Raw genomic sequence first — 25,144 nt, forward strand, 5'->3', positions numbered from 1 at the left:
TCAAGAGCAGATGAGCGAGCGGGAACCCGCACCGCGTCTGTCACCGATGAGAAAGGCATTCATGCACACTGCTCGCCGTTCCGCGTTCACTCGCTGGCAACGCTGGCGCTCCGGCCCCACCCTGCGCGTCCCGCGGGGTGCCGACGATGTCGAGAACACCAACCGCAGGTTCCTGCTCTACGGCGTCATGCCCCTGTGGTTCGTGCCGGCTGTCGCCGACTGGATGATGCACCGCCGTTCCGGTATCGAGCACACGAGCGGGGTGCGCGAATCAGCGATCCACGCCCTGATGATGAGCGAGGCAGGACTGCCGGTGGTCGCGGGCCTGACCGCGAAGGTGAACCCCCTGGTGCTCTCGCTGATGGGTGGCGCCGCTCTCGCGCACGGGGCCACCGCGCTGTGGGACGTGTCGCTGGCCACCGGTGAGCGTCAGGTGACGCCCGTCGAACAGCACATCCACAGCTTCCTCGAAGTCCTGCCGCTGACGGCCGCAGCCTTCACCACCTGCCTGCACTGGGACCAGGTCCGCAACGCCCTCAAGGGCGGCGGCCGCGCCGACGACTGGAAGCTTCTTCCCAAGGAGCGTCCGCTGTCCGCCGGGTACCTCGGCGCCATCACCGCCGGGGTCGGACTCTGCGTGGTCCTGCCGTACGCCGAGGAGATGATCCGGTGCGTACGGGCTCGCCGCGACGACAGGACCGACGACCCCGACAGCTGAAGCAGCGCCTTCCCAGCGCCCCGGCTTGGGCGTGCGTCAGCCGCCCGGGTGCACCTGCGCCGTTACGACGCGCTCGCGCGCATCGCGCGAGGTGCCGGAGCTGCTCCCGATGCTGTACCACCCGCGGAACTGCCCCGCACCCAGATCATCGAACGCACCCGCCACCGCTACGAGGACATCCACCGCCTGCTGGAGAAACGCTGGACGATCAGCGCCATCGCCCGCCGTCTGAACCTCGGCCGCAAGACCGTGCGCCGCTTTCGCGACACCGACCTCGACGAGCTGCTGGCCTCCGCCCGTGAGCGCCGCCCCAACGGCGTCCTGGAGCCGTTCAAGGCATATCTCAACGCCTGTTTCACCGAAGCACAAGGCCTGGTCAGTGGCACTCGACTGTTGCTGGAGATCCAGGTACGCGGCTATCGGGGCAGCCGCCAGGTCGTCCGTAAACACCTCACTGCCCTCCGCGCGGGCACTGCCGAACCGGTCCGGGCCGACATTCCGAGCCCTCGCAAGATCACTCGTGGATCATGCGGCCCCGGGAGACCTTCACCGACAGCCAGGACGAGCGACTCCTTCAAGTCCGGCTCGCCTGCCCCGACATCACCCGGGCCTGCGACCTCGCCCGGGCCTTTGCGCGACTTGGTCCGCCACCAGCGCGGATACCTGTTGCTGGTGTGGATCCGGCAGGCCGAGCAGGACGGGCCGAAGCCCATGAAAGGCTTCGCGGGCTTCCTCCGCCAGGACCTCGACGCGGTAACTGTCGGTCTGACCCTGTCCTGGAGCAACTCAAGCGAGCTATGTACGGTCGGGCCTCGTTCGAATCCTCCGGGTCCGGATCCTCACTCAGCCATGACGTCACCTGACCGCGGGCGAGCCGACCGCAGGAAACAGCATCAGCTGTGAGCGGCCTGCGTGCCATGCCTTCCCGGCGGCGCATCCTGCGCGCGAGTCGCCTGGTGGAACAGGCCGCGGACTGCGGCTGCCAATGCCCATACCAAGAGGGGAAATGCCGCTACCCGCTCCATGCCGCCCATCCCGAGTCCGAGGTAGCGGTGGGAGACGAAGAGCCCGAAAGCCGTGATCGCCGTTACCCCTAGCAGGCTGGTCGCCCAGCGCAGCCGACCTGGCACATCGTCCGCCAGGCCGATGCCCGCCAGCACAAGACCGATGTTGCCCATGGCCATGATGAGCACCGCACCCAGGACATGCTGGTTCTCGTGGACGTCCGCAGGCGCCAGCCCGGCCAACGCGAATCCCATGCCGGCGCAGGCCAGCAGCCACCGGGCCACGAGCGCGCTCGCGCCTCGGCGCCACACCGCGCCCGTGAAGAAGACGCCGACGGCGAGGAGCGTTCCCAAAGTGATGAACGAGGCGTTCATCAGGCCGTGTTCGGGCGAGCAGATATAGCGGGGTTCGGGTTCCGACTGCATGGCGCAGTGAGCGTTACCTAAGTCGCTGATGTTGTTCCCTGCCCAACTGTATGGTCTGGCCCAGGCCAACTCGGCGATCACGTGGGCCACAAAGAACTGCGCCACTCCTGCAACCCACGCGGCGTATCCGATCCGAGTCTTCACGTCCACCTTCTCTCGCATGGTTCACGTGCGAACAGGGGATCACGCACGGCTGGCCTCAAGCACTCCTACAAGCCCCCGGGCACGAGGTAGGGCAGACCCCACGTCCAGCCATGACACAAGGCTTCACGAAATTGCGGACAGAGCCACGTTCAAGGAGCCCTATCAGGGGAGGTGGTAGTGCACGTACTGATCGTCCTCGGAGAGGTAGACGTCCGTAGAGCTGCCAGGGCCCGGGCAAGGCGGCATCGATGGCGGCCGTGAAGGCGGTGCCCGTCAGTCCCGGTCAGCCGGACGTGATGTGTGTCGCGGCGTGGTCACGGACCCGGGCGGTCCCCGAACCGTTCCCAGCGCCGCCGCTGCCGACCCGGCTCTGCGCAGCTACTACACCGAGACCGGTGCCCTGAAGGTGCTGCAGTCCCGCCCCTGAGACGCCCCCGACGGCGGCTATGCGCTGCGTGTAGCCGTCCCACTCGTCCTTGCTGACCATCAGGTTGTCATCGATGCCGACACCCGGCGGCGAGGAAGGCGCGGCTGTCGAGCGGCCCGGTGCGGGTCGGGAAGCTGCTGGGCTGTCGGGGGTATCGGACGGCGCTTCCTCGTTGCGGTCACGCAAGTCAGAGGTTAAGAAACACCAGGTCAGATGCTGTTTTCTGTGCGGTGCGGCCCCTGTCCCGGCCTCGAGCGGGAAGACCAACCGACACAGGCTCTCCCGCGGAGGTGACCGACCGCCGACCGCCGGGCGCAAGGCGCAGGCGGCCCCTCGTGACCGTGGGCCTTGGCGCTCCCATCGACACCGAAGCGAGGCTGGCCGCCCTAAGCTCTCGGGATCGGCCCCAGCCGTGCCCTAGCCGGCGACACTAGGGACGTATGAAGTCCACGTCACCTTCACCCGGGTGCTACGCGAGGTCGCTGCCACCCACCCCGACCTGGAAGAGGTAGCGTCCACGCTGCACCCGGACGTCGTCGCCCACTCTCCCTCCCCGTTCGCCGACGAGAGGGCCCCGCACGGAACCAGGAGGGCGAGGGTTCACGTGCGGGGCCGCTCACGGGGTGCGGGCCGTCAGACTCCGGTCAGGGTGTACGTACCCGTACCGTCCTGCCTGCCGCTGGAGTACTGGCGGATCAACTCCGCGTCCGCGTAGCGGTCGTGGCCCATCATGGAGCCGGTGTACTTGTTCTGTAGACCGATCTTCGAGCTGCCGGGTACGTCGCGGTAGATGTAGAACCGCTGGAGGTCGTCCTCCCCGCAGGTGGCCGTCGTTAGGTAGGCCTGCTCCTGGTTGGCGATGTTCGCCGGGATGGTCGCGCATCCGCCGTTGCCCCAGTTCCACAGGGACGCCTCGAGGACTCCGTTGTTCTCCGTCACGTTGCACAGGCGCCAGTTGTCCAGGTGGGCGCTGAAGAATGTAGATTCGCGCAGGCGGATGCCGTCGTTGGCCAGGAGCGGTGCGCTCCAGTTCAGGGGCTTGCCGGGGACGTCGATCTTGTAGGCGCCGGGCTCGCATGTGAGCGCGGCCTGCGCGCTTCGGCCGGTGGCCTTGTGCTGTTCGGCGGACGTGCCGCTGGTGGGAGCCGGGCGCTGTGCGAGGCGGTCCTGCGTCTGCTTCGCTGTCGGGGCCACCGCACCCGCCGGGTGCTTGGCCTTCGCGGCGGGCGAGCCGCAGTCGAGGAGGCCCTTTGCCTTGGCCATGATGCTGTTGGCCGGCACCGTGTCCTCGCAGCGCACCGCGCCTTCCTCAAGGGTGGTGTAGGTGGTGAAGCTGCCGCTGCCGGGCCCTACGATCCACTGCAACGCCCAGCCCCCGGTGCCCTGTTGGACGCGGTTGCAGTTGAGGCTTCCGTACGTGCCGGTGACCTTCTTCGTGCCCTTGTAGACGCCGTAGTAGCCGGGCCGGGAGAAATTCCACGTGACCGTGTTCGACTCGCTGCTGGTGGAGGAGTAGTTGACCTGTACGTTCAGGCCCAGGCTCGCGCCGACGGTGCCGAGGGTCTCGACGGCGAAGCTGCCCTGGACGTTGCCGTTGAGACCGACGGAGACGGAGATGGTGGTCTGGGTGCTGGTGGTGACGCTCTGGTAGCCGGTTGAGCCCTGGGTGACGTACCAGCCCTTGAAGTGGGTGATCTCCGGGGTGACTTCGGTCGTCTTGATGTACGGGTGACGTGTGCCGAGGTCGGCCGTCGTGCAGGCGTCGCCGGGCCGGGGCGCCGTCGTGTTGGTGGGTGTTGCAGCAGCCGGTGAGGCGGCAAGGCCGATGGCGGCTGTCGCGGAGGCAGCGGCAGCGGTGACGGCTAAAAGCCCTCTGCCGAAGCGGCCGGTCGATGTTATGTGACGCATCGTCGTTTCCCCCTTTGGCCGGCCCGCGTGCAGGCGGGAACGGCCGGTGGTGTGGTCAGTGTGATGGTGCTGAGCGCGAGTGAACATTAGCGACACCCGATGAAATGATGATGAAGGGATCAATGAATTTGATTGCGCCGGGGCGGAATGGCTTGTTCTCCCTTGGCACGCAGGGGCGTTGCCCGAGTTCACCGTGATGTCAGTCCAGCATGCGGCTGGCGGGCGCCGGGAGCGCCCTGAGTGGGTACAGGCGCGGGGCGACCGGAGTCTGCCGGACGCGGCAGACAGTGCGCGCAGCTGACGAGGGGGTAGATGCGCGCGCCAGCTCGGGGATTCAAGCTGGCTGCGGCGAGCGCGGACCACGGCGCCTCGTTCCTGGTGCCGGCTTCCCGCACGGCGATCGTATCCGGCTACGACGGATGGCTGCCCACCCCCGGGAGAGCGCCGGACCAGTCGTGAAATCCGGACAGGACTGCGAATTCCGAACCTGGGCCCGATCGGTGGTTCTTACCATCCCGATCAGCTGTACGACCGCGTGGTCAGCAAGGACCACACTCGAAGGGACCATCGTGAAACGTGCCAGACACCTGCTCGCGGCACTAGCCGCACTTGCCCTGACCGCAGCCCTCCTCGCCCTGGGCACCTCACCGGCCGCCGCCGCACCGCCGTCAGCGGGCCGGGCGGCTCCCAAGGGTCACGGCGCTTGCACGGCCACTACCCCCGGTTCCGGGCCTGCGCGCCAGGGCGCGGCATGGACCTGCATTAGGGAGCGGCCCGTCACCGCCGGGGATCTCGCCCGTATCCGCGCCCGCACCGCCGCTGTCCCCGGGGTCGCCGCCGCCCCCCTGGACGGCGTCGACCCCGGGGACAACCCGGATGCCAGCCCGGAGGCGCTGTGCACCTCCACAAAACGCCAGGATGTCGTCTCCAACCGCCACGCCTACTGCATGCGGCACGGCATCGTGTACGTGCTTGAGAACCGCGCGGGTGACACGATCGGCACCGCCGAACTCCTCGTCACGGCCCGGTCCGCGCTGGACCCCAATAGCGTGCAGTGGCAGGAGAACATCGCCGTCTACGCTGGCAAGTACGACGGTGTTTCCGCTGTGAGACTCGCTCTGTCGTCGTCGTGCACCGCGTGCATACCGGGGCCGCCCGCCTGGGGCGGCGGGGCCATCGAGCTGCGCGCGGGTGAGGAGGACCAGACCGGACACCTCTCCTACGAGACCACTACCCGGGGCGGCGGCGAGCGCTCGCGCAGCATGATCGCCTACCAGAGCCAGACCGAGAGCCCTGATGCGGAGTACCCCGTCATCAGCTATGGGCAGTGGGCGGGTCCATCGGTGGCCTGTGACGGGCAGGTCGGCAATTCCCCCGGCTGCATCGCCACTGATGACCTGGCCAGGGTGGTCCTCAGCAAGTCCCAATACGGGGCCTCCGCAGTAGCCTACGAATGGGCGCAGAACAACCTGAGCGACAACAACGCCATGGGCACCGCAAAAAGGCCGCTCACGCGTGACGGTGACGAGGCCAGGGCAAAGAGCAGGAGTTACTACACCTGCAAGGCTCCCCCGAAGCCCTTCGTAGCCGACCCCACCGTCGTGAATGATGAATGTGATGAGTTCCCCTTTGCCAGGACCCGCCAGGGCGGCACGATCGGCTCCATGTGCGCGGAGATCATCCCCCGCTACGTGGGCGGCGGCGCATGGCGGGTAGACGTCGTACGCGACGAACCGGTCGCACCCTGCATCAAGGCCCATGTCCCCTCAGACCAGAACCAGAACGCGGGGCGGTCCGTGGGCCGTCAGGTTCAGTCCGAGCGCATCCTCCAAGGCGAGGCGTACCAGGTGGTCATCATCCCCTAGGCGGCAGGCCTCCCTCCCCGGGTGCTCGGGGAGGGAGGCCCCTCGTCGGTGAACGATGTCGCCGAAGCCGTCGACGCCAGCGCCGCTCCATCTCTATGCGGTCTGCGACAACCACCGTCGCCGAGCTCCTCGACCAGGCCCTTTTCCACGTAGAGCACCTGCGCATGGACGTGGTGACATCCCCGCCGCTGTGCCGGATCCCGCTGCCGACTTTCCTGCGCCGGCTGTCCTCGGCTACCGGGGCAGGTTGGCGGTGCGTTCGGGGTGCGCGGCGGTGACGTAGCGCATGGCAGCGCCGTCACTCGGGCCGAACTGCCGCATGAGGTGGAGGGGGTCGGCGTGCTGGCGGGCCTCGAAGGGGATCCGGTCCTGGCGGACCTGGTGCATGGTCAGCCCGGCGCGGGTGAAGGTGCGCTGGAACAGCATAGTGTCGCTGACGGGCGGGTGGGTGGTGGCGAGCGCGGACTGCTGCGAGACGAGTGAAGTCCTCCAGCAGGACGACGTGGGGCATCAGGCCGGCCCCGGTGGTCAGGGTGCCGGCGACAGGTCGAGCCAGGCCAGCTGGAGGCGCCTGATCGTGCTGCCTGGCAGGGCGTGGACGGCGACCAGGGCGATGAAGAACCGCTCCACCGCGGTGCGCGCGCCTTCCAGGAGGCCGCCAAGTTGGTCGGAGGGGACGGAGGGCGGGAGCATCGTGATGCCGGGGAAGACCGGGCCCCGGGTGGGGTCCCGGAAGATGGCCCTCTCCTGCCGCAGGGCCCGGAACAGGTTCCGCAGGACGATGTGGATCATGCGGGCCGGGTTGCCTTTGCGGGTGGCGATGGCGGTGGTGACGTCGTCGGTGGTGATCTCCCGCAGTCTGCTGGCGGTGCGGGCTCAGCCCTTGAGGATCGGGTGGACGACTTCGAGGTAGCGGCGGACCCCGAAGAAGGTACGGCGTGCGTGCTCGCGGCTGCCCTCGCCACGCAGGACCTTCACCCAGACCCGGACCTCCATTGCGACCGGACGGGGGAGTTCTTCTAGTGACGCGAGTCGGAGATTCTCTGGCAGTAGGCGGCGACCTTGTCGAGGATCTCGTCGGCGGTCTTCGTCCAGACGAAGGGTCTGGGGTGTTCGTTCCAGTCGGCGAGCCAGGTTCGGATGTCGCGTTCGAGGGCTTGGACGGAGCGGTGGACGCCGCGCCGGAGCTTCTTGCTGGTCAGTTCGCCGAACCATCGCTCCACCAGGTTCAGCCATGATGAGCCGGTTGGCGTGAAGTGCAAGTGGAAGCGGGGATGTGCCAGCAGCCACTTCTTGATGGCGGGCGTCTTGTGGGTGGCGTAGTTGTGCAGGATCAGATGCACGTCGAGGTCTGCGGGGACTTCCTTGTCGAGCTTGGTCAGGAAGTTCCTGAACCCGGCGGCCCGGTGCCGGCGGTGCAGTGACCCGATCACCTTGCCCGTGGCGACTTCCAGGGCTGCGAAGAGGTTTGTGGTGCCCGCGCGGACGTAGTCGTGGCTGCGGCGTTCGGGGACCCCTGGCATTATCGGCAGCACCGGTTGCGAACGGTCCAGGGCCTGGATCTGTGACTTCTCGTCCAGGCACAGCACCAGGGCCTTCTCCGGCGGGTCGAGATAGAGGCCGACCACATCGCGGACCTTGTCGATGAACAGTGGGTCGGTGGACAGTTTGAACGTCTCGCAGCGGTGCGGGGCCAGGGCGGACGTTCGCCAGATCCTTGAGATGGCCGACTGGGACATCCCGGTCGCAGCCGCCATCGACCTTGTCGACCAGTGCGTGGGGTTCGCCGGTTTCTCCTCCAGTGTCTTGACGATGCCCCGCTCGACATCCGCGTCCGTGATCTGTCTGGGGACACCTGGCCTGGGCTCGTCGGGCAGGCCGTCCAGACCGCGGTCGAGGAAGCGCCGTCGCCAGGTGCGGACCGCTTCCGGAGCCACCTTCAGCCGACGTGACACCTCCATGATCGAGTGTCCCTGGGCGCACTCCAGCACGATCCGGAACCGCAAGGCCAGAGCCTGAGCCGTCGACCGGCGACGCACCCATCCCTCAAGCACAGCCCGGGGCATCCGTTACCGACAACGGCGGGATCTTCGGTCCACGACGATTCACACCAAACCAACGACGAACCTCTGACTCGGGTCACTAGTCGGCATACCGCAGGGATCATGAGACGTCAGTCTCTATGACACATGCTTTGAAGGTCAGTGAGGTTTTCTCAGTGAGAGAGCCTCCAGCCGAATTGGGTGTTGAACTGGGTCAGCCGGTCTCTACGCGGGCGGCGGGGAAGTTGTCGAGAATCGCCGTGACCGTCTGGTGCGGTGTCTGCTCCGAGGTGTCCAGCCAGAGCCCGATGCGCGGAGTCTCCTCGCGCAGTGCCTGATCGAGGGCTTCGAGCGTCCAGACTCCATACCCGGCCTTCGGGCGCTCGGCCTCCCTGGTCTGCACGGCTGCGGCGGAGGGAGCCAGCACGACGACGTACAAGGGGCGTGTTTGCACCCGGGCGACATACTGGCTCAGGTCTTCCCCCAGGACGATGTCCTGGACGACCGCGGTCCATCCGTGGCGCGCGTACTCGTCGGCCACCAGCGCGGAGAGCCGGTAGCGCAGTTCCAGTTGAGCCCTGGCCTCGGCGGTCTCCTCGGGCAGTAGTTCCTCCCGGCCGGACACCAGCATCCGCCGGAAGACGTCGCCGCGCACGTGGGCGGCCCGGGGCAGCTGCCGGGCCAGAAGTTCGGCCACGGTGGACTTCCCCGCCGCCATCACGCCGGTGATCAGGACGACTGCGGAACCGGGTTCGGTGCCCACGCGGACCTCTCGCTCACAGACGGCAGGCGGATGCGCGAGCCCCCTTCGGGGGCAAGCGTGAGGCCCCTGGTAGGACAGGTCTCACCACAAGATCATGTCCGCAACTACCAGAGGCTTCACGTTGGTCACCTATGTTGCCATGCTCGACGTCCCGCGCCACGTCGTCGAGTTCCTCGCCCGACTGCTGGCCGCCCATCGGCGGCGGATCGGGACCCCGAAGGGCTCACCGGCGCTGGGACCGTTCCGGCAGGCGGTGCTGGTGCTGCGCTGGTTCCGTGAACGCGGATGTGTGCACTGCCTGTCCCGTGACGCCGGAATCTCCCGGGCCACCGGCTACCGCTACCTGCACGAGGGCATCGACATCCTGGCCGACCGGACCCCCGATCTGCATGAGGTCCTCAGCCGCTGTCAGCGCGAGGGTGCGACACACGTGATCCTTGACGGCACGCTGGTCGAATCGGGCCGCCTCGCCGGCGTCCGCGACAACGGCAACGACCTGTGGTTCCGCCAGAAGCACAAGGCATTCGGCGGCAACATCCAGTTCCTTGCTGCCCCGGACGGCACCCCACTGTGGGTCTCCGACGTCGAGCCCGGCTCCACCCCCGACATCACCGCCGCCCGCATCCACGCGCTGCCCGCGCTGTACAAGGCGGCGGCCGACGGCCTGCCGACCCTGGCGGACAAGGGCTACATCGGCGCGGGCATCGGCGTCCTCATCCCCGTCCGCCGCCCAAAGGGCCAGTCCGAACGGGTACTTCACGTCGACACCCGCATGTTCAACACCCTGCTACGGCATGTGCGGGCCCTCGGCGAGCGCACCGCCGCCGAGCTCAAACAGCGATGGCGCACCCTGCAGCACGTCACGCTCAGCCCCAGCCGGATCGGCGACATCGCCCGAGCAGCCCTCGTCCTCAATGAAATCTGGAAGTGATCATCGTTGTGAAAACCTCAGTAGCTGGACAGACCCAGACGGCGCCTTCTACCAGAATCGGCTGCCTCCTCGGCTTGACGAAGATGAACTGTGTCTCCATCCGGCTGCGAGCCCTTGACGAAAAGAAGTGTGGGTGGCGGAACGTAGCCCGACTGTCAGGTCGGCGACGGTCATGCGGGATCCCAGACGAGGGTTACGTTGAGCCGTTGCTCCACCATGGTTATGTCGCTCATCAGCGCCCGTGGCCCGCCTGTCCTGGCGCCGGCCCACAGCAGCCCGACGGCGGTGTTCGTTCCGGACTGCAGCACGACCGAACCCGAGTCGCCGCCCCGGGCAATGATGTCGTCCGGGCATTCCGACGGGATGTAGTAGATCTCAAATTGGTTGGCCATCGCGTACTGGTGCCTGTCCGGTGGGCTGCCCCACTCCCACGGCACGGCAAGTGCCATGCCGAGGATCAGGCCGCCGGTGGGGCCACTCTGAGATCCCCGTTTACGGACAAACATGGGCACCGTCGGCGCCAGCGTTTGAGCGACCGCACCGAAGCCATCGGCGATCTCGTTGGAAAACTCCCTGGTGTCACCGTCTTGAGTCACGGCCTCGTCCAGATCGAAGATGGCGGCATCAACCTGCCGCCCCAGCCACAGCGTTCCCCCGGCTGGAGTCGGGATCGTCTGATTCACAGGGGAGTCGAAGTCAACCACCTTCCCCAGGCTGGCACTCAGGTCGGGGGTGGAGCCGATTGGGCTTGGGGGCGCGGTGGGCTGGAAGACCCGAAGCCCGGTGTCGCCGGAGACGTGATGGCAGGTCAGGCCCACGAGGGTGTTGTCGTCATTGCGCATGACCACCGCACCAAGTGTGCCGGTGGCCCGCGGGGCCTGCTCGATCTGTATTCCGCCCATGAGCGTGTCATGTGGTCCGTTGTCTGGCGCAAACAAAGGTTCGATGGGGAACTCGATGATGCACACGGGCAGGTCGGCAAGCTGCGTGGGCAGCTCGGGCACGTCCGTGGCGTCGTCGACGTAGACCCGCACGGCCAGTTCCTCGAAGAACTCCTCGTTCTCCTCTCGCATGCCCAGCCCCACGCCGTTGACGCCTTGCAGGGCGCTCAGCTCGAGTGCCGGAACCTGCAGCTCAGTGATCAGTTCTTCGGGGATCTCCATGGCAGCTTCCTCAGAGGACGGGCAGCGGGATTTCGGGACGGGCAGTGGGACCTCGCCCAGCTACACGGTGCGTTCGGGTCAGTTCATGTCCGACCGTTGACGATTCCTGCTGCAGCCGAGGAGAGGTCTTCGCCGTCGTCTGGCCGACCCGCCGCCGGCTTCCGCCCGCGCCGACGGACGTGATGGAAGTGGCTGGTTGGTCTGGCACGTTGTCTTGGCGCCTGGTACCCGTACCCGCGCCGGGAGGACGCGCGGCCGCCGTGTTGAGGGCGGACAAGTCGAGCGGCACGCCGCCGTCGGCTGTGTCACACCCTTCAGAAATCGCCGTTCGAACGGCGTGCCCCATTCCTTCGTACTCCGTATTTCCAGCGTGGCACGTTTACCGCAAGCCGCAAACGCAGCCCGACTGAGCGGCCTCACCGGGCCCCGCGTGCTGGGTGCCGGCCACAGATCGCTCCGCGCTGTCCGGTGAGGCGAGGCGACAAGGGCTTGTCGCGCGCGATGTTCCGGCGGCGAAGCACACCACCGCGAAAGCAATCGCCCAGTTGCCTGCCGAGGCTGCCGCTCCTCGGACGGCCACTCGGCCAGACAGGACGCAGGTTCCAGGCCGTGCCTCGTTCCCTCTGACGGGCTCGGTGACGTCCGATCCGTAGCTGTCAACTCGTACGCGAATTGTTATGAATCGTGGACTCGCGTACGTTTTCCCGTGGCCTGACGTCCAGGAACCTAGGAACTCCCGCGGTTTCGGCTGCGGAAAAGCCAAGCAGGAACGCCGCACAACCGCCGGCGCGATGTACGTCGGCACCTTCCACGGCGCCTGTGTTGTGCTTTTTGCAAGTGGAGCGTGAGCTGGACAAGGGTCGCTTCGCTGCTGCCGGACCCATCGACTGCCTCAACCTATTCCCTCGTGCCTGCCGTTGACGGCGTTCCCCCGCTCGTGCACGACTCGCCAATGGCCCCCGGACCCGGGAGAGCAACCAGCAGTTGCCGCCAGCCAGGCTGCGCCGTCCAGCGGCAGAACCCGGCCGGCGGGCGCGTCAGCCGTCGTCTCGCTCCGTGGCCAGAATCGCCGCGAGGTCTCGGGCGGCCCGGCGCGATCATTGAGTTTCTTCAGCGTTGCCGCTCCAGGGTGAGGATGGCTTTGGCGATTGACGTCATGCGGTTCGGACTGCACCGGGATCTGCGGAAGATCCGCCAGGACCTCAGGCGTGCGACGCCGCGTTCGACTGCTGCTCGTGCCGCAGCCAGGGCTCGATTGAGGGTCTTCTCGGTGAGGGTGAGCTCCTGAAGGGATCTGCGTTTGATGCCCGTGGTCACCCAGGGGCCGACGCCCTGGTAGGCGAGGTCGGCCAGGATGGGGACGCCCTGGCGCTCGCAGATGCGGATGATCCGGTGGTGCGGGCTGCGGTCATGTCGTGGGCTCGCCCCGGCAGCGCGGGTGAGAGCCACAACAGCCGGCCGCGCGGATCTGTGACCACCTGCACGTTCACCCCATGCCGGCGGTGCTTGTGCGAGTAGTCGGCCCGTCCGTCGCCGACCCGGTCGCACTCGGTGAGTGTGCCATCCAGGAGGACGAAGTCCGCATCGGCCTCGCGCAGGACCTTCAGCAGACCCGGTGCGCGTTCGGCGAGCAGGTGGATGACCGCGCTGGTGCAGGCGTGGGCGGTGGACTCGCTGATCCCGAACCCGGCAGCGATCTTCGCGAGGGTGGTGTGTTCGTGCAGGTACGCCAGTGCCACCATCGCGCGTTGAGACGGGCGGAGCTTGCAGCGCCGGTCGCCCTCACGCGTGACGACGAGCATGGTGACCCCTTTTAGAGGTCGTTCTCTTTCCGAACCTCGTGTGCCGTTTTCGCTGGTCAGGCATGAACTAGCTACTGCTGCGGGAGCCTGCTCGTTGCCGGACGAGATGTCGTGGAGGTGGCGGATGCCGTCGATGCGGGCGGTTCTGGAAACGCGGCAGAAGGCCGCAGCCGCGCAGGTGAAGCACCTCGAAGCCGAGTTGCAACGGGTGCGGGCTGCTCTGGCGGACGCGGAAGAAGTGCACCGGCGCCGGGTAATCGGCCTGGAGCAGTATCTGGAGGCGCTGGCCGAGGAGGATGCACCGTCGACGTAGCCGGCGAGGTATCGAGGAGGAAGCCGGTCGGGCCGCGTCGGGCGGTGCCTCACCGGCAACTCGCGAGCGGGGTGAAGGAACTGTCGCCGGACTACCAGGCGTTGATGACCGCTGCGGTCGATGCCGGAGGCGACGGGCTCGGTGCCCGGACCGGGCACGTACCGGCGCCGCCGGCCTCGCCGACACCGGCGAGGCTCCCGATCTGGTCCTGCTCGATCTCGGGCTGCCCGACATGGACGGCCTGGACGTCTGCCGCACCCTGCGCGCCCGCTCCGCGATCCCCATCATCATGATCACCGCCCGGGGTGAGGAAGCCGACCGGGTCGTCGGACTCGAACTCGGTGCGGACGACTACCTCGCCAAGCCGTTCGGCGTGCGGGAACTGGTGGCCCGCATCCGGGCGGTCACCCGCCGCACCGGCGCCCAGCAGGCGCTGCCCCCGGCAACCCAGGCACCCGCTCCCGAGGCGGCGCACGCTTCCGTGCCGGCAGTCGCAGCCCAGCAGTTGGGCCGGTTGGACATCGATCGCCGCACCCGGCAGGTGCGCCTCCAGGGCCGCGAGATCGCGCTGTCGCCACGCGAGTTCGACCTGCTCGCCTACCTCGCCGACGATCCCGGCGCCGTCCATTCCCGCCAGCAGATCATGGACACCGTGTGGGACCCGCACTTCTTCGGCCCCACCAAGACCCTCGACGCGCACGTCGCCGCGCTGCGCCGCAAGCTGGGCGATCCCGCCTGGATCATCACCGTGCGCGGCGTGGGCTTCCGCCTGACCGTGCCCGGTGAGCCGGCCACGGCCGAGGAGGCGTCGTGACTCTGCGCCTGATCCTCAGCTACCTCGCGCTGGCGCTGCTGGTCCTGCTGGGACTGGAGATCCCGCTCGGCTACCTCTACGCCCGCGGCGAGGAATCCCGCTTCTCCCAGAGCGTCGAACGCGACGCCTCGATGCTGGCCGAGGTCGCCGAGGAGAACATCGAGAAGGGCAACCTGACGGCCCTGCCAGCAATGGGCCGCGAGTACGCCGAGGCCAACACGAGCGCCCGCGTCGTGATCGTCGACCGCACCGGCCAACTGCTCACCGACTCCGCCGACGCCACCGCCACCGGGACGACACTGGCAGGCGATCCGGACATCGCCGCCGCCCTACGCAACCAGACCACCGTCACCACCCGCACCGGCACTGACGGCACGGACGTGCTCGCGGCCACGCCGGCACCACCATCCGCGGCGCCCTGCAGGTGACCTACCCGATGACCATGGTCACCGACCGCGGACACCGCATCTGGGCCGCCCTCGCCCTGGCCGGTGCATGCGTGCTGGCCGCCGTGGCGCTCGTGGCGTTCACCCTGGCCCGCTGGATCACCCGGCCGCTGCGCGCCCTGGAACGCGCCACCACCCAGCTCGCCGCCGGCCGCCTGGACAACCCACCCGACGCCGGCAGCGGACCGCCCGAACTGCGCCGCCTGGCCGCCGCGTTCACCCACACCGCCACCCGGCTGCAGCACCTGCTCCAGGCCCAGCACGGCTTCGCCTCCGAAGCCTCCCACCAGCTCAAGACCCCGCTGACCTCGCTGCGCCTGCGCCTGGAGAACTTCGAGCCCTACCTCGACCCACGCGCCCACGGCAGCCTGGAAGAAACCATCGGCGAGGTCGAACGCCTCAGCCGCATGGTCCACGGCCTGCTCGCCCTGGCCCGCCTGGAAAACGCCGCCACCACCCCCGAACCCGTCGACGCGGACGCCGTCCTCGCCGAACGCGCGGCCATGTGGGAGTCCCTCGCCGACGAGCAATACGTCACCATCACCGTCACCGGACCGGCCGCCGGCCAGGTGTGGGCGATCCCTGGGGCACTGGAGCAGATCATCGACAACCTCGTCGCCAACGCCCTGCGCGTCTCCCCGCCCGGCACGACCATCACCCTCGCCCGCGCCCCCGGCGCCGACCTCCATGTCATCGACCAGGGACCCGGCATGCCGGAAGCCGACCGGGAACGGGCCTTCGACCGCTTCTGGCGCGCCTCCGACTCCCACCACGACGGCACCGGCCTGGGCCTGCCCATCGTCCGCCACCTCGTGACCGCCTCCGGCGGACAGATCGCCCCCGGCGGCGGCCTGGACGCCCACATCCGCCTGCGCCCCGCCGCCGGCCGGGAACGCCGCTTCCAGACAACCCCGATCACCAGTGCGGCAGGCCGCGGGTGGTGATCACGCGGCCTGGCGCCCCGGCGGCGGCCCATGCCAGGGCGTCGGAAAGAATGTGCCGTCATGGAGACGGTGCTGCTGGTGGCCGTGATGGTGACCGCAGCGTTCGCCACCGCGGCGCTGTCTGCGGTGGCCGGGTTCGGCGGAGGGGTGCTCCTGCTGCCGGTGTTCGTTGCCGTCCTCGGCACCCGGGACGCGGTCGCCGTCCTGACCGTCGCTCAGCTGGCGAGCAACGGCAGCCGGGTGTGGTTCAACCGGCGTGAGGTCGATCGCCGGCTGGTCGGCATCTTCGCCATCGGCGCCGTCCCGGCCGCCGCAGCCGGGGCACTGCTGTTCTCCACCGCGCCACCGCCCGCCTCATCGGCGTGTTCCTGCTGATCATGGTCGTCTGGCGGCGCTGGAACCCGCACGCGGCCCGGCTCGACGACCGCGCGTTCGCCGCCGTCGGCGCCGCTTCCGGCTTCAGCTCCGCACTGGTCGGCTCGGTCGGACCGATGGTCGCCCCGTTCTTCCTCGCCCGCGGCCTGCTGCGCGGCGCCTACATCGGCACCGAGGCCGCCTCCGCCGTCGTGATGCATCTGACCAAACTCGTGGTCTTCGGCGCCGCCGCCGTACTGACCGCCACCAGCGCCACCGTCGGCCTGGCCCTCACCCCGGCCAGCGCAGCCGGGGCCTGGGCAGGGAAAAAGATCGTCGACCGGCTGCCGGCCCACCTCTTCGTCCTCATCATCGAGGCGGGCCTGATCGCCTCCGGCCTCCTGCTGGCCATCACCGGCGGATGACAGACCTCCACTGACGTCATTTCAACGCGACCACTCATGACGCTACTTGCTGCGCGTGAACATCTCGTTGCCGGCCTGCCCCGCACCAGCTCCGCGCCCGGATACTGGCCAGGCAATCGAGGAGCCGGGGGCAGCCGTGGACGAGACAGTGCTGGGCGGGCTCGCAGCCGGACTGCTGATCGCTACGGTGACCGCCCCGGTGGGCGTGTCCGGAGCCGTGTTCCTGCTGCCCGTACAGCTGAGCCTGTTCTCCGTCCCCAGTCCCGCCGTCACCCCGACGAACCTGCTGTTCAACGTCGTCGCCGGGCCTGGCGCCCTGTGGCGCTACGGCCGAGACCGCATCCTCGGTGATCCCCTCGTCCGACGCCTTGTGACGGGCACCCTGCCTGGGGTCGTACTCGGTGCCATCGTCCGCGTCTTCGCCGTTCCCGGACCGGCCGTCTTCCGCCTGCTGATCGCCCTGCTCCTGCTGCCACTCGGCCTGTCGCTGTGCGTCCGCACCCTCTTCCCGGCCCACCGCCGACGAACCGCGCCCGAGCCGTCCGCGCGCACCCTTACCGTCCTCGCCCTGGTCGTGGGCGCGGTCGGCGGGGTGTACGGCATCGGAGGCGGCTCCCTGCTCGGGCCGATCCTCGTCGGACGCGGACTGCCCATCCAACGCGTCGCCCCCGCAGCACTCGCCGCAACCTTCACCACATCCGTGGTGGGGGCCGCCGCCTTCGCGCTGTTGTCCCTCATGAGCTCCGCAGCCGTGGCCCCCGACTGGCCGCTGGGTCTCGCCTGCGGGACCGGCGGACTGGTCGGCGGCTACCTCGGTGCCCGCCTCCAGCCCCACCTCCCGGAAACGGCACTGCGTCTCCTGCTCGGCACCCTCGCCGCCGCCCTCGGCACGCTGTACGCCACCCAGACCTTGTGACCACACACCACGTCCCGCTCCGCGTCGGCCCGCAACCACATCCCCACTCGGTCATGGACAACGGACAGCACACAACCCTGTCCATAACTTCTGCTCGAACAACATCGGCCGTGCCCCGGGCGGCGGCAGCGTCGCAACAGAGCGGGCCAGCATGGGCTCGACCGGCGGTGAGAGGTGCACTCTCCACTCCTACGCCTTTCGCGCCCCGCCCGCCCGCGCGCCGCGCGGCCCGCGGCTCACCAGCCGCGCCGCACTCGGGCGGGAGGTGCTCGATGGCCCAGCCTGCGGCTGGCGAACGACGGCGGTTTGCCGGCCACCCTGGGCTCGCGGGGATTCCAGGGTGGGCGCGGCTCGGGCTTCGGTCACAGCAGTCGCTGGCCTGTCGGATCCCGCACCTAGGCTGTTGCCGAGATCGATCAAGGAGCAGGGACAGTGCGAATAGAGCGTCACCAGGTGGGCGAGGGCGCCGTAACGGCAGCGCGCGAGGACTTCACGAACCGGATCGGGGGTCAGGTGCGGTCCATGTCACGGGCCGGCCGGATGGCCACCTACGAGTGGCAGTCGATCGCCGACGAGTTCCTTGACTACCTGGGCGCCCTGTCCGTCGAGTCGCCCGGTCTCGACACCGCGGAGGCCAAGACGGCCCTCAAGGACGCCTCGGAAGCCGCGGCAGGCGCCGTCGCGTACGCGGCGTACCACCCGCATTGCAGCTTCAACGTCTTCCTGGAGTACGTGAACTTCGGCATGAGCTACGACCCGGGTGAGGACGCACCCGAGGAGAGCGTCACGCCCGGGGAGTGGATCGACGCGCTCTGCCTGTCGGTCCTCAGGGACAAGGCCAAGTGGCACGGCGAGGAATTCACCTTCGCCCGGCGGAAGTTCGCCGCCCAGGCCGAGGGGACCCCTGTCGGCGAGCTCGCCACGGGGTTGACGGCCGTGGCCCTGGACGACGCCGGCGACGGCGAGTACCCGCCGAGCACGCAGGCCAAGCTGGCCGCCGTCGACGCGGCTCTGGACCGGGTCCGCACCCGTGCGGCGGAGACGGGCGAGCCCCTCCTGGACCAGCCGAACGGCCTGGCGCTGCGGACGCTGCGGGCCTTGGCCGCCGAGGACCGCCCGGGCTTCGACGCCGCACTCGCCGAACTCCTGGTCAAACACCGCGCCCTGCACGGTCCGGCGGACTCCCCGAGCAGCCTGCTCCCGCTCGTGCCCATCGCCCTGGCCGCGATCGCGTACCGGACGCTGGGCTGGGCGCCGGCCGTTCGCAGCGACTACCTCCCGCACGCGCTGGTCACCGGCTTCGAGAGCCGGGGGCCGCGGGTCGGAGGGCTCGGCCGGAACCGGCGTCCGGACGCGGTCGCCGCGCTCGCCGCGGGCCCGTTGGTCGTGGAACGGCCGGCCTGTGAGCGGGATGGGATCCAGCGGATCGAGGCAATGTACGAGGAACACCTCCACGAAGCGTTCGCTCCCGTCGACGGCAAGCCCCTTGCTGTCTGGCATCTGGGCAGCGTGCTGGAGGACCAGCAGCGCCTGTTCCAGTGGCGGGCGGGAAACCCCGGCGACGTTGCGGACGCCCAGCTCGCCACTCTTCGGCTGGCCTCTCAGATAGGAGCGGCCCTGTTCCGTGTCGCGCTGGCGGAGCCGGACACCGAGGTTGAGGTGTCCATTGGCGGGCGCACCCTGCGCTACCCCGCCAAGCGGGGCAGGGAAGCCGGTGCCGGATATTGGCAGATGGCCACCACCTTCGCCCTGATCACCGGCGCACGCGAGGACCTCGCCCCGCTGGTTCTCACCGGCCCCACCTTCGCCCGCCCGGACGGATCCGCCTTCACCGCGTACCGCGAGGCCCTCCACGCCTACCTGAAGGGCGCCGAGCCCGAAGCGGCCGCGCAGCGGGCACTGCAAGAGGCCGAGAAGGCCAAGGAGTGGGGCTTCGCGATGCCGCCGGCCGTGCTGCTCTCGCAGCTGGTGGAGGGCGACGAGGAGAGCTTCAACCTGGCCATGGCCGACGCGCTGGAAGCCCACCGCGCGTACTACGAGGTCGCCGACCGCTCCGACTCTCCGGAGGTCTCCGTCAACCTTGACGTCCTCGCGCTGGCCTGCCACGCCCGCCGCCGCGGCTGGGCCATCCGCGTTCAGTCCCCCTACCTGCCGCAGTACCTCCTGCGGGTTGCTCAACCCTTCTAGTCAGGGTGCGCCCCCCGCTCCGGCCCGGGAAGCCTCCGCAGTCGCCTGAGCGTCCGCTCTGGGGGCTGATAGCGTTCGTGTCGTGGAAGGCCGAGGCATCGCCTTCCACTTCGACCCCTGCGTCAGGGGATGCGCCTCGGGGCGGCCTCGCGGCCCGGAGCGAGGAGCGAAACACCATCGCCTACACGGCATTTCGGCTGCTGTAGCCCTTCGGCCCCCTCACCCCACAGGTCCGGGAGCCGAGTTCTCCCGCGTGCGCGGGTGCGTACCACGCCCCGTACCGCCGCGAAGGGAACCGCCACCATGGCCGACGTCCAGCACCGCGCCCATCTGACCTGGGTAGAGGGATCGCAGATGTATCTCACTGTCCAGGCCGACGAACGGGTCGGCGAGGACGACCCGGCCCCGGTCTCCGAGGGCTACTGGGAAGTCGACGTCACCGCGGACATCGAGGTGGAGGAAACCCTCGACGTCCCGTCCGGAGGCGACCGCGACGAGGCGAAGGCCGCGGCCACCGCCGCACTCCTCGCGGGCGGCTGGTACCCGCATGGCGACTGAGTCGACGCGCCGTACGAGACGACGGTCATCGTCAAGCAGACCCCGGCCGACTACGACACCGAGGACCCGATGGCCGGCGTCCCCCACCCGCAGGCCGAACTTGAGGCGAAGCTCGCCGAGGTGTACGCCCAGCCTGAGGGTGCCCGCCCTCTGCCCTCATGGAGGGAACGGCCGTACACGGGTCCGATGCAGACCGCCGAAGAGCGCGCCCGGCTCCTTGCCGAGCTGGGCATGCCGAGCGCCGTCGACGACAGGTCGGATGAGGCGTAGCTCCGGCCACGTCAGCCACCAGCTCGGCGTCGACGACCACCTCTACGCCGAACGCGGCCGCTGCCCGGATGATCTCCGGAAAGGCCGGGCCACGGCCGGCTCCACGCCTGACTGAAGGTACATCTCCCGGCCGGTGAAAACGAGAACGCGGAACCCCGCCTTTTGCCCGTACAGCAGTGGACGCGCCCCAGGCGGCGGCAGAGTCGTCACGGAGCGGGCCAGCTTCGGCTCGATCGGCAGTGAGAGGTGCACGTTCCACTCATACGCCCTGGTGCCCCGCTCGCCGCCCGCCGGGTCGCCCATGATGTCCGGCAGCTCGGCCGGCGCACCGAGTACCTGCCCAGACCTTGGTCCGCTGCGTCCCCCAGGGAGCTACCGGGCCTTGTTCTTGTCGAACCAGATGGTGGCTGCGATGGGCACGAGGCCCGCCCAGAAGAGCAGGCGTGGGCCGGCCAGGTCTGCCCAGGCAGGTCCCGCGATCAGCAGGGCGCAGAGCATGGCCCAGCCCGATTGCGCTAGGACGACGCGGGCCCAGCGGCCGCGGCGGATCAGCGAGCGGACGTTGAGCTGCACCCCGGCGCGGAGCTTGCGGTAGCGGCGCCAGGCCCCGAAGCCCCAGATCGCCGCCATGATCACCATGGACCACAGGCGCTGGCCGATGGGCAGGGGCAGTGCGGGGGCCGGGTGGTCGTCAGACGGAAACAGGTTGATCATGGCGGCTGGCGTGACCAGGCAGAGCAGCGCGAGCCATCGAGTGCCCCGCAGGAGCCGGTAGGTGGCACGGTCGAGCTGCTGCTGCATCCAGGAAGAGTCGGGCTGGCCGGCCAGCGCACCCGCGTACAGTTCGGCGGCCTGTACGGCGTTCACACCCGGAGCCTCGGCGGCCTTCTTCGTCTGGCGGGCAACGGCTTCGTCGTGATTGGGGTCGATGCGGAGAATGGCCTCGTCGAGTTGATCGGAGACGGTGCGATTGCCGGCCGCACTGGCGATGCGGTGCGCGACCACGTGGGCATAAAGGTCCTCGGGGCCCAGGCGCAATGCCTCCATGGCCAGGTCGGCCGCCTCGCCGGAAACGCGATCCATGTCCGCATGACTCATCGCCCCCGCTCCCGTTGTCCGGGCGTGTTTGACGATCGCGGCCCGCCACACGGCGTCCGCCAGCATGGCACGGGGGTATGACTCCTCGGGAGCTACGCGAATCGCCTGGCGCAGTACGGGTTCGACGTTGAGCCAACCCCCGTCGTCCACCATTGCCCGGGCGCGCAACATCAGTGCGCCGTAGTCCTCGGGGTCCAGCTTGAGGGCTTCGTCGGCCGCCTCACTCGCCTGCCGCGGCGCCTTCGTGTTGAGATGGCAGTAGCCGATCTTGACCCAGGCGCGTATGTCGCCGGGATCCTCGGCGAGGTGGCGGCCCAGCAGTTCCAGAGCCTGTTCATAGCGTTCGAAGTCGATCAGGGCCTGGGCCTGTTCGACGGTCGGGTGCAGCGTGGTCACAGCTTCCGCCTCTTCTTCAGATAAGCGACCAGGTCGTCGTACATGCCGCCGTCATTGGCATACATCGCTACGTTGCGCGCAGAGGCGAACCACGGCTCCGTCGAGGGCACCGTCTGCTTCGCGGCACCGAGCAGGTCCTTCATGCCGATCATGCGGACGACACCGGTGCGCACCGAGTCGAGGAGCGCCGTCTCCGCCGCGGACTCGCACAGGTGGGCGAGGTCGGCTCCGGACAGGCCGTCGGTCATCTTGACGAGCTTCCCCAAGTCGACCTTCTCGATGGGGCGTTCGCGCAGGTGGTACCGGAGGATCGTCTCGCGTGCCGGCGCGTCGGGAGGCAGTACGAGGAGCGTGCGGTCGAAGCGGCCAGGGCGGCGCAAGGCGATGTCGACGTCCCAGGGGACATTCGTCGCGGCGAGTACGAAGACGCCCTCGTTGGCTGCGGCGTTGATGCCGTCGAGCTCGGTCAGGAGCTGGTTGACCGTGTTGCGCAAGCCTGCGCTCTGCGTACGGCTGCGCTTGCCGCCGAGAGCGTCCAACTCGTCGAGGAATACGACGCAGGGGGCCTGCCGGCGGGCCGTCTCGAAGAGTTCGTGCATGTTGCGCTCGGAGTTGCCGATCCACATGTCGAGCACGTCGTTGACGGACACGGACAGGAAGCTCGCACCGAGTTCCCCCGCGACGGCGCGTGCCACGAAGGTCTTACCGCAGCCGGGAGGGCCGTAGAGGAGGAGGCCACCGCGCAGGCTCTTACCGTAGAGCTTGCGCAACTCCGGGTTGCGCAACGGCGCGAGGAACGCCGCTTCCAGGCGGTCCTTGACCTCCTGCATGCCGCCGACGTCGGCGAGGCGTACGGTGCCCGGAGCATCGACGTCCCAAGCGGGGGCACCCTCGGGGTCGCCGCTGCCGTCGGTGGCGAGGGGTTCTTCCACGAAGCGCGGCGGAAGTACGTCTTTGACCTGGTCGGCGGCGGCGCCCCAGTTGAAAGTGGTATCGGGCGCAGGCTCCGTGGGTGGGGCTGCCGGGGCCAGCGCCAGCTCAGAAGGCGGCATTCCCGCGGGCGAGTGCGTGCCCATTGCGCGTGTCATCAGCGCTTTTGCCTGACCGTCACCCGGCGCGTGCTGCAGGGCGACGGCCACTTGAATGACCGCGTCGTCCTGCCGACCGGCATCCAGCAACAGGCCGGCCAAGTGCAGTCGCAGAGGCACGTCAGCCGGTGCCGCCTCAACGGCCGTGCGCAAACTCTGTATCAGGGGAGAGACCTCAGACATGTGGCCACTTTACGGACTCACCGTCACGGGGTTTCCGCTGGCCCTGGGCCTGACGAGCCGTGGCCGTTCGGCCTTCGAGAACCACTGGGGCCGTCCCTCGCCTTCAAGGTCACCGCCGTCCGAACGCGCTCTACACAGCGCTCGGATGGCCGGAAGTGACTCTTCGGGACGGGCTTTCGGGTCTCTCCAGCGTTTCCCGCTCCTGCACCGAGTACGTCAGGCATGACTGAGGATGACCAGCAGTGCGCTGCCCTCCGCCAGCACCTGAGCAGCTAGTGCCGCCTGCCGCACCCGTACGGGCGGCGCGGCCAGTGCGACAAGCAGCGCCGCAGCGCCGACGCCCGCGCTCCACTCGAAGACCCAGCTGGGCAGCCCGGATGTGCACTGCTCGCCGTAGGTCACGCAGCGGGAGGCCCGCTCCGAGGCCAGCGTCAGGGTTCCGATCACCCCGGCCGCCGGCGCGAACAGCATGGCGGCCAGGGCGGCCCATAGCCGCGTGCGGTCCTTCGGCGACGGAGACTGCGCAAGGCGAGCGGGGACAGAGTCGGATGCGGAAGCGTTCATACCCTCATCCAATGCGAGCGGCTCGCTGCCCACAGCCGCCCGACTACTCAGATCCTGGTGCGCGTACTCAGACATGATGCTCCCCGGAAAGCGCCGTGTCCCCGGGCGACTCGCCGGCCTCCCGATCGCGCCGCGGCGTGGTGACCGTCCTACAGGCCGAGGGTCAGCAGGATCGTGACCGCCGGGGGGACCGGCGCACCCCACCCCGCCCAGCGGCAGGCGCTGGCCAGGGTGGGGTGTCGCAGGGGCAGCCGGGAGAGCAGTACGAGCAAGGGGGTAACGGTCCAGGACGCCCACCAGCACGTGATGAGGACGGCCGCAGTCTGGGGGTGGATCTCCGTGGCCATCCCTGCCAGGCACCCGAAGGTGAAGGCCACCGGGATCAGGGCCACCGTTGCAGCCGTGGTCCACATCGGAACCTTGCCGATGGCCGGGGTCCCGGCGGAGCTGTCGGTCAGCGCGGGGATCGTCTCGTGCATGGATACAGCCAAGCGGCCCTGCTCCTGGGCCGCCTGCGCCGGCGTACTCACTTCTGGTCGTTCCTCGTACTCATGCCATTTGGCCAGCTGTGCGGCCGGCAGGCGAGGTGTTCATAGCGCCCCGAGTGTGACTGAGCGCGCTACCTGGCGAGACTCGCCAACTTCAGTGCTCACTTCGCAACCCCCTGACCTGCGCGTATTTCCGCCGCTTCAGCCTGGGGCCCCACCCAAGCCGGACGGTAGAGGCCCCGATCGCGGCGCTGGCCTGCGGAATGCCCGATCCGCCAGCCCGGCCGCTCCACGGCCAGGTAGCGCGCGCAGTCGCAAGTCGTCCAGTTGACTGGTCTTCGGTGTCCGAAACTCGGTGGCGGACGGGATCGAGCTGTTCCGGATCGCATCGGTCACGGTGAGCCGCTACCGATACCGGGCCAGCACGATCCCCAACCCTTGGCAGCCTGCGAACCCCGTCTGACGGCAGAGACCGTGGAGAGCCCGTTGCGTTGAGAGGCGCACGGCGGGTTCGGCGAGAGGTCCGGAGAAACGGACCGGGAGCAATCCCGGCACCGCGCTCCGGGCCTACTCAGCGACGCGGTCACCGTAAGTGGCCGTCACTACCCCAGCGCTCGGAGAATCAGCACCTACGGGACCGGGCGGGGTGGGGGCCAGGGCGTGGTGGGGTTCGTTGTGGTGTGGGCGGGGTGCTGCCGCAGGGTGGCGGTTGTGCTGCGACCAGGCCACCCCCACTCTCTTGTCCGGCTGCGTGTGACTGTGTGTTTCGGTGGGGTGGTTGTTCGTTGGGGGGGCCCGGTGTGTGTGCTTTCGGTTTGTGGTTCGTGTCGGGAGTGTGTGCGGTGTGTTCTGTGGGCTGGTTGGGTGTGGGGTGCCTTTTCGTGGGGTGGGGGTGGGGGGGTAGAGG

At 68.9% G+C, this 25,144-nt stretch carries 22 protein-coding genes and 3 pseudogenes; 13 read left to right on the forward strand and 12 right to left on the reverse strand.

Features of this window, described 5'->3' with window-relative positions; translation table 11 throughout:
* Positions 1-61: 61 nt before the first annotated feature.
* Positions 62-718, forward strand: a complete 657-nt coding sequence (locus FHS34_RS40600; protein ID WP_184975568.1) for a diguanylate cyclase — start codon at positions 62-64, stop codon at positions 716-718.
* Positions 719-766: 48 nt separating this feature from the next.
* The gene (locus FHS34_RS40605) at positions 767-1,621 is read left to right on the forward strand and encodes a hypothetical protein (RefSeq protein ID WP_184975572.1); all 855 of its coding nucleotides are present in this window, start codon (positions 767-769) and stop codon (positions 1,619-1,621) included.
* Here the strand turns inward: FHS34_RS40605 and FHS34_RS40610 are convergent.
* Both FHS34_RS40610 and FHS34_RS40615 read right to left on the reverse strand, forming a co-directional pair.
* Positions 1,612-2,292: a DUF998 domain-containing protein gene (locus tag FHS34_RS40610; protein ID WP_184975575.1), complete on the reverse strand. Its 681-nt coding sequence runs from the start codon at positions 2,290-2,292 to the stop codon at positions 1,612-1,614. The genes FHS34_RS40605 and FHS34_RS40610 overlap by 10 nt on opposite strands.
* A gap of 1,060 nt (positions 2,293-3,352) precedes the next feature.
* A complete protein-coding gene (locus tag FHS34_RS40615; protein ID WP_184975578.1) occupies positions 3,353-4,627 on the reverse strand; it encodes a hypothetical protein in 1,275 nt (424 codons plus the stop codon).
* A gap of 569 nt (positions 4,628-5,196) precedes the next feature.
* Between FHS34_RS40615 and FHS34_RS40620 the strand changes: the two genes are divergently transcribed.
* Positions 5,197-6,492, forward strand: coding sequence for a NucA/NucB deoxyribonuclease domain-containing protein (locus FHS34_RS40620; protein ID WP_184975581.1), 1,296 nt, complete (start codon positions 5,197-5,199; stop codon positions 6,490-6,492).
* Positions 6,493-6,726: 234 nt separating this feature from the next.
* Here the strand turns inward: FHS34_RS40620 and FHS34_RS40625 are convergent, their stop codons facing one another.
* The 4 genes and pseudogenes from FHS34_RS40625 to FHS34_RS40640 all read right to left on the reverse strand — a co-directional run bounded on the left by FHS34_RS40625 (position 6,727) and on the right by FHS34_RS40640 (position 9,297).
* Entirely contained in the window at positions 6,727-6,918 is a 192-nt protein-coding gene (locus tag FHS34_RS40625) for a hypothetical protein (protein WP_184975584.1), read from the reverse strand.
* A 102-nt stretch (positions 6,919-7,020) separates the two neighbouring features.
* A complete protein-coding gene (locus FHS34_RS40630) occupies positions 7,021-7,284 on the reverse strand; it encodes a hypothetical protein (RefSeq protein WP_184975587.1) in 264 nt (87 codons plus the stop codon).
* Between the two features lie 227 nt (positions 7,285-7,511).
* Positions 7,512-8,580, reverse strand: a pseudogene (locus tag FHS34_RS40635) (IS630 family transposase).
* A gap of 168 nt (positions 8,581-8,748) precedes the next feature.
* The gene (locus tag FHS34_RS40640; RefSeq protein WP_184975593.1) at positions 8,749-9,297 is read right to left on the reverse strand and encodes an AAA family ATPase; all 549 of its coding nucleotides are present in this window, start codon (positions 9,295-9,297) and stop codon (positions 8,749-8,751) included.
* A gap of 121 nt (positions 9,298-9,418) precedes the next feature.
* On the opposite strand from FHS34_RS40640, the gene FHS34_RS40645 reads away from it, so the two are divergent.
* On the forward strand, positions 9,419-10,228 hold the full coding sequence (locus tag FHS34_RS40645; RefSeq protein ID WP_184975628.1) for a transposase family protein: 810 nt from the start codon (positions 9,419-9,421) through the stop codon (positions 10,226-10,228).
* A 170-nt stretch (positions 10,229-10,398) separates the two neighbouring features.
* On the opposite strand, the gene FHS34_RS40650 is transcribed toward FHS34_RS40645, so the two are convergent.
* Both FHS34_RS40650 and FHS34_RS40655 read right to left on the reverse strand, forming a co-directional pair.
* A complete protein-coding gene (locus tag FHS34_RS40650) occupies positions 10,399-11,391 on the reverse strand; it encodes a hypothetical protein (RefSeq protein WP_184975596.1) in 993 nt (330 codons plus the stop codon).
* A gap of 1,110 nt (positions 11,392-12,501) precedes the next feature.
* A pseudogene (locus FHS34_RS40655) lies at positions 12,502-13,193 on the reverse strand (transposase).
* A gap of 124 nt (positions 13,194-13,317) precedes the next feature.
* On the opposite strand from FHS34_RS40655, the gene FHS34_RS44320 reads away from it, so the two are divergent.
* From FHS34_RS44320 to FHS34_RS40695, 9 genes and pseudogenes are all read left to right on the forward strand, one after another.
* Positions 13,318-13,506, forward strand: a complete 189-nt coding sequence (locus FHS34_RS44320; protein ID WP_372478653.1) for a hypothetical protein — start codon at positions 13,318-13,320, stop codon at positions 13,504-13,506.
* On the forward strand, positions 13,490-14,320 hold the full coding sequence (locus FHS34_RS40665) for a response regulator transcription factor (protein WP_372478652.1): 831 nt from the start codon (positions 13,490-13,492) through the stop codon (positions 14,318-14,320). The genes FHS34_RS44320 and FHS34_RS40665 overlap by 17 nt, the downstream gene beginning before the upstream one ends.
* A complete protein-coding gene (locus tag FHS34_RS43975; protein WP_225817950.1) occupies positions 14,317-14,748 on the forward strand; it encodes a hypothetical protein in 432 nt (143 codons plus the stop codon). Before FHS34_RS40665 ends, FHS34_RS43975 begins: the two co-directional genes overlap by 4 nt.
* A gap of 8 nt (positions 14,749-14,756) precedes the next feature.
* Complete coding sequence (locus FHS34_RS43655) at positions 14,757-15,710, forward strand: sensor histidine kinase (RefSeq protein ID WP_308288346.1); 954 nt, start codon at positions 14,757-14,759, stop codon at positions 15,708-15,710.
* Between the two features lie 87 nt (positions 15,711-15,797).
* Positions 15,798-16,489, forward strand: a pseudogene (locus FHS34_RS40675) (TSUP family transporter).
* 136 nt (positions 16,490-16,625) lie between these two features.
* Positions 16,626-17,405, forward strand: coding sequence for a sulfite exporter TauE/SafE family protein (locus FHS34_RS40680; protein ID WP_184975601.1), 780 nt, complete (start codon positions 16,626-16,628; stop codon positions 17,403-17,405).
* Between the two features lie 432 nt (positions 17,406-17,837).
* A complete protein-coding gene (locus tag FHS34_RS40685; RefSeq protein WP_372478651.1) occupies positions 17,838-19,592 on the forward strand; it encodes an immunity 49 family protein in 1,755 nt (584 codons plus the stop codon).
* A gap of 303 nt (positions 19,593-19,895) precedes the next feature.
* Positions 19,896-20,150 (forward strand): hypothetical protein, encoded by a 255-nt coding sequence (locus tag FHS34_RS40690; RefSeq protein WP_184975604.1) that lies wholly within the window; start codon positions 19,896-19,898, stop codon positions 20,148-20,150.
* 69 nt (positions 20,151-20,219) lie between these two features.
* Positions 20,220-20,420 carry a hypothetical protein gene (locus tag FHS34_RS40695; RefSeq protein ID WP_184975608.1) on the forward strand — a complete coding sequence of 67 codons (201 nt, stop codon included), beginning with the start codon at positions 20,220-20,222 and terminating at the stop codon, positions 20,418-20,420.
* Positions 20,421-20,792: 372 nt separating this feature from the next.
* Here FHS34_RS40695 and FHS34_RS40700 read toward each other — a convergent pair whose 3' ends face one another.
* From FHS34_RS40700 to FHS34_RS40715, 4 genes are all read right to left on the reverse strand, one after another.
* Positions 20,793-21,914: a tetratricopeptide repeat protein gene (locus tag FHS34_RS40700; protein ID WP_184975611.1), complete on the reverse strand. Its 1,122-nt coding sequence runs from the start codon at positions 21,912-21,914 to the stop codon at positions 20,793-20,795.
* On the reverse strand, positions 21,911-23,185 hold the full coding sequence (locus FHS34_RS40705; RefSeq protein ID WP_184975614.1) for an ATP-binding protein: 1,275 nt from the start codon (positions 23,183-23,185) through the stop codon (positions 21,911-21,913). The genes FHS34_RS40700 and FHS34_RS40705 overlap by 4 nt, the downstream gene beginning before the upstream one ends.
* Before the next feature lie 216 nt (positions 23,186-23,401).
* Positions 23,402-23,656: a hypothetical protein gene (locus tag FHS34_RS40710; RefSeq protein WP_184975617.1), complete on the reverse strand. Its 255-nt coding sequence runs from the start codon at positions 23,654-23,656 to the stop codon at positions 23,402-23,404.
* Positions 23,657-23,898: 242 nt separating this feature from the next.
* A complete protein-coding gene (locus FHS34_RS40715; RefSeq protein ID WP_184975619.1) occupies positions 23,899-24,228 on the reverse strand; it encodes a hypothetical protein in 330 nt (109 codons plus the stop codon).
* Between the last annotated feature and the right edge of the window lie 916 nt (positions 24,229-25,144).

It is taken from the genome of Streptomyces echinatus (assembly GCF_014203595.1).
Lineage (GTDB): Bacteria > Actinomycetota > Actinomycetes > Streptomycetales > Streptomycetaceae > Streptomyces > Streptomyces echinatus.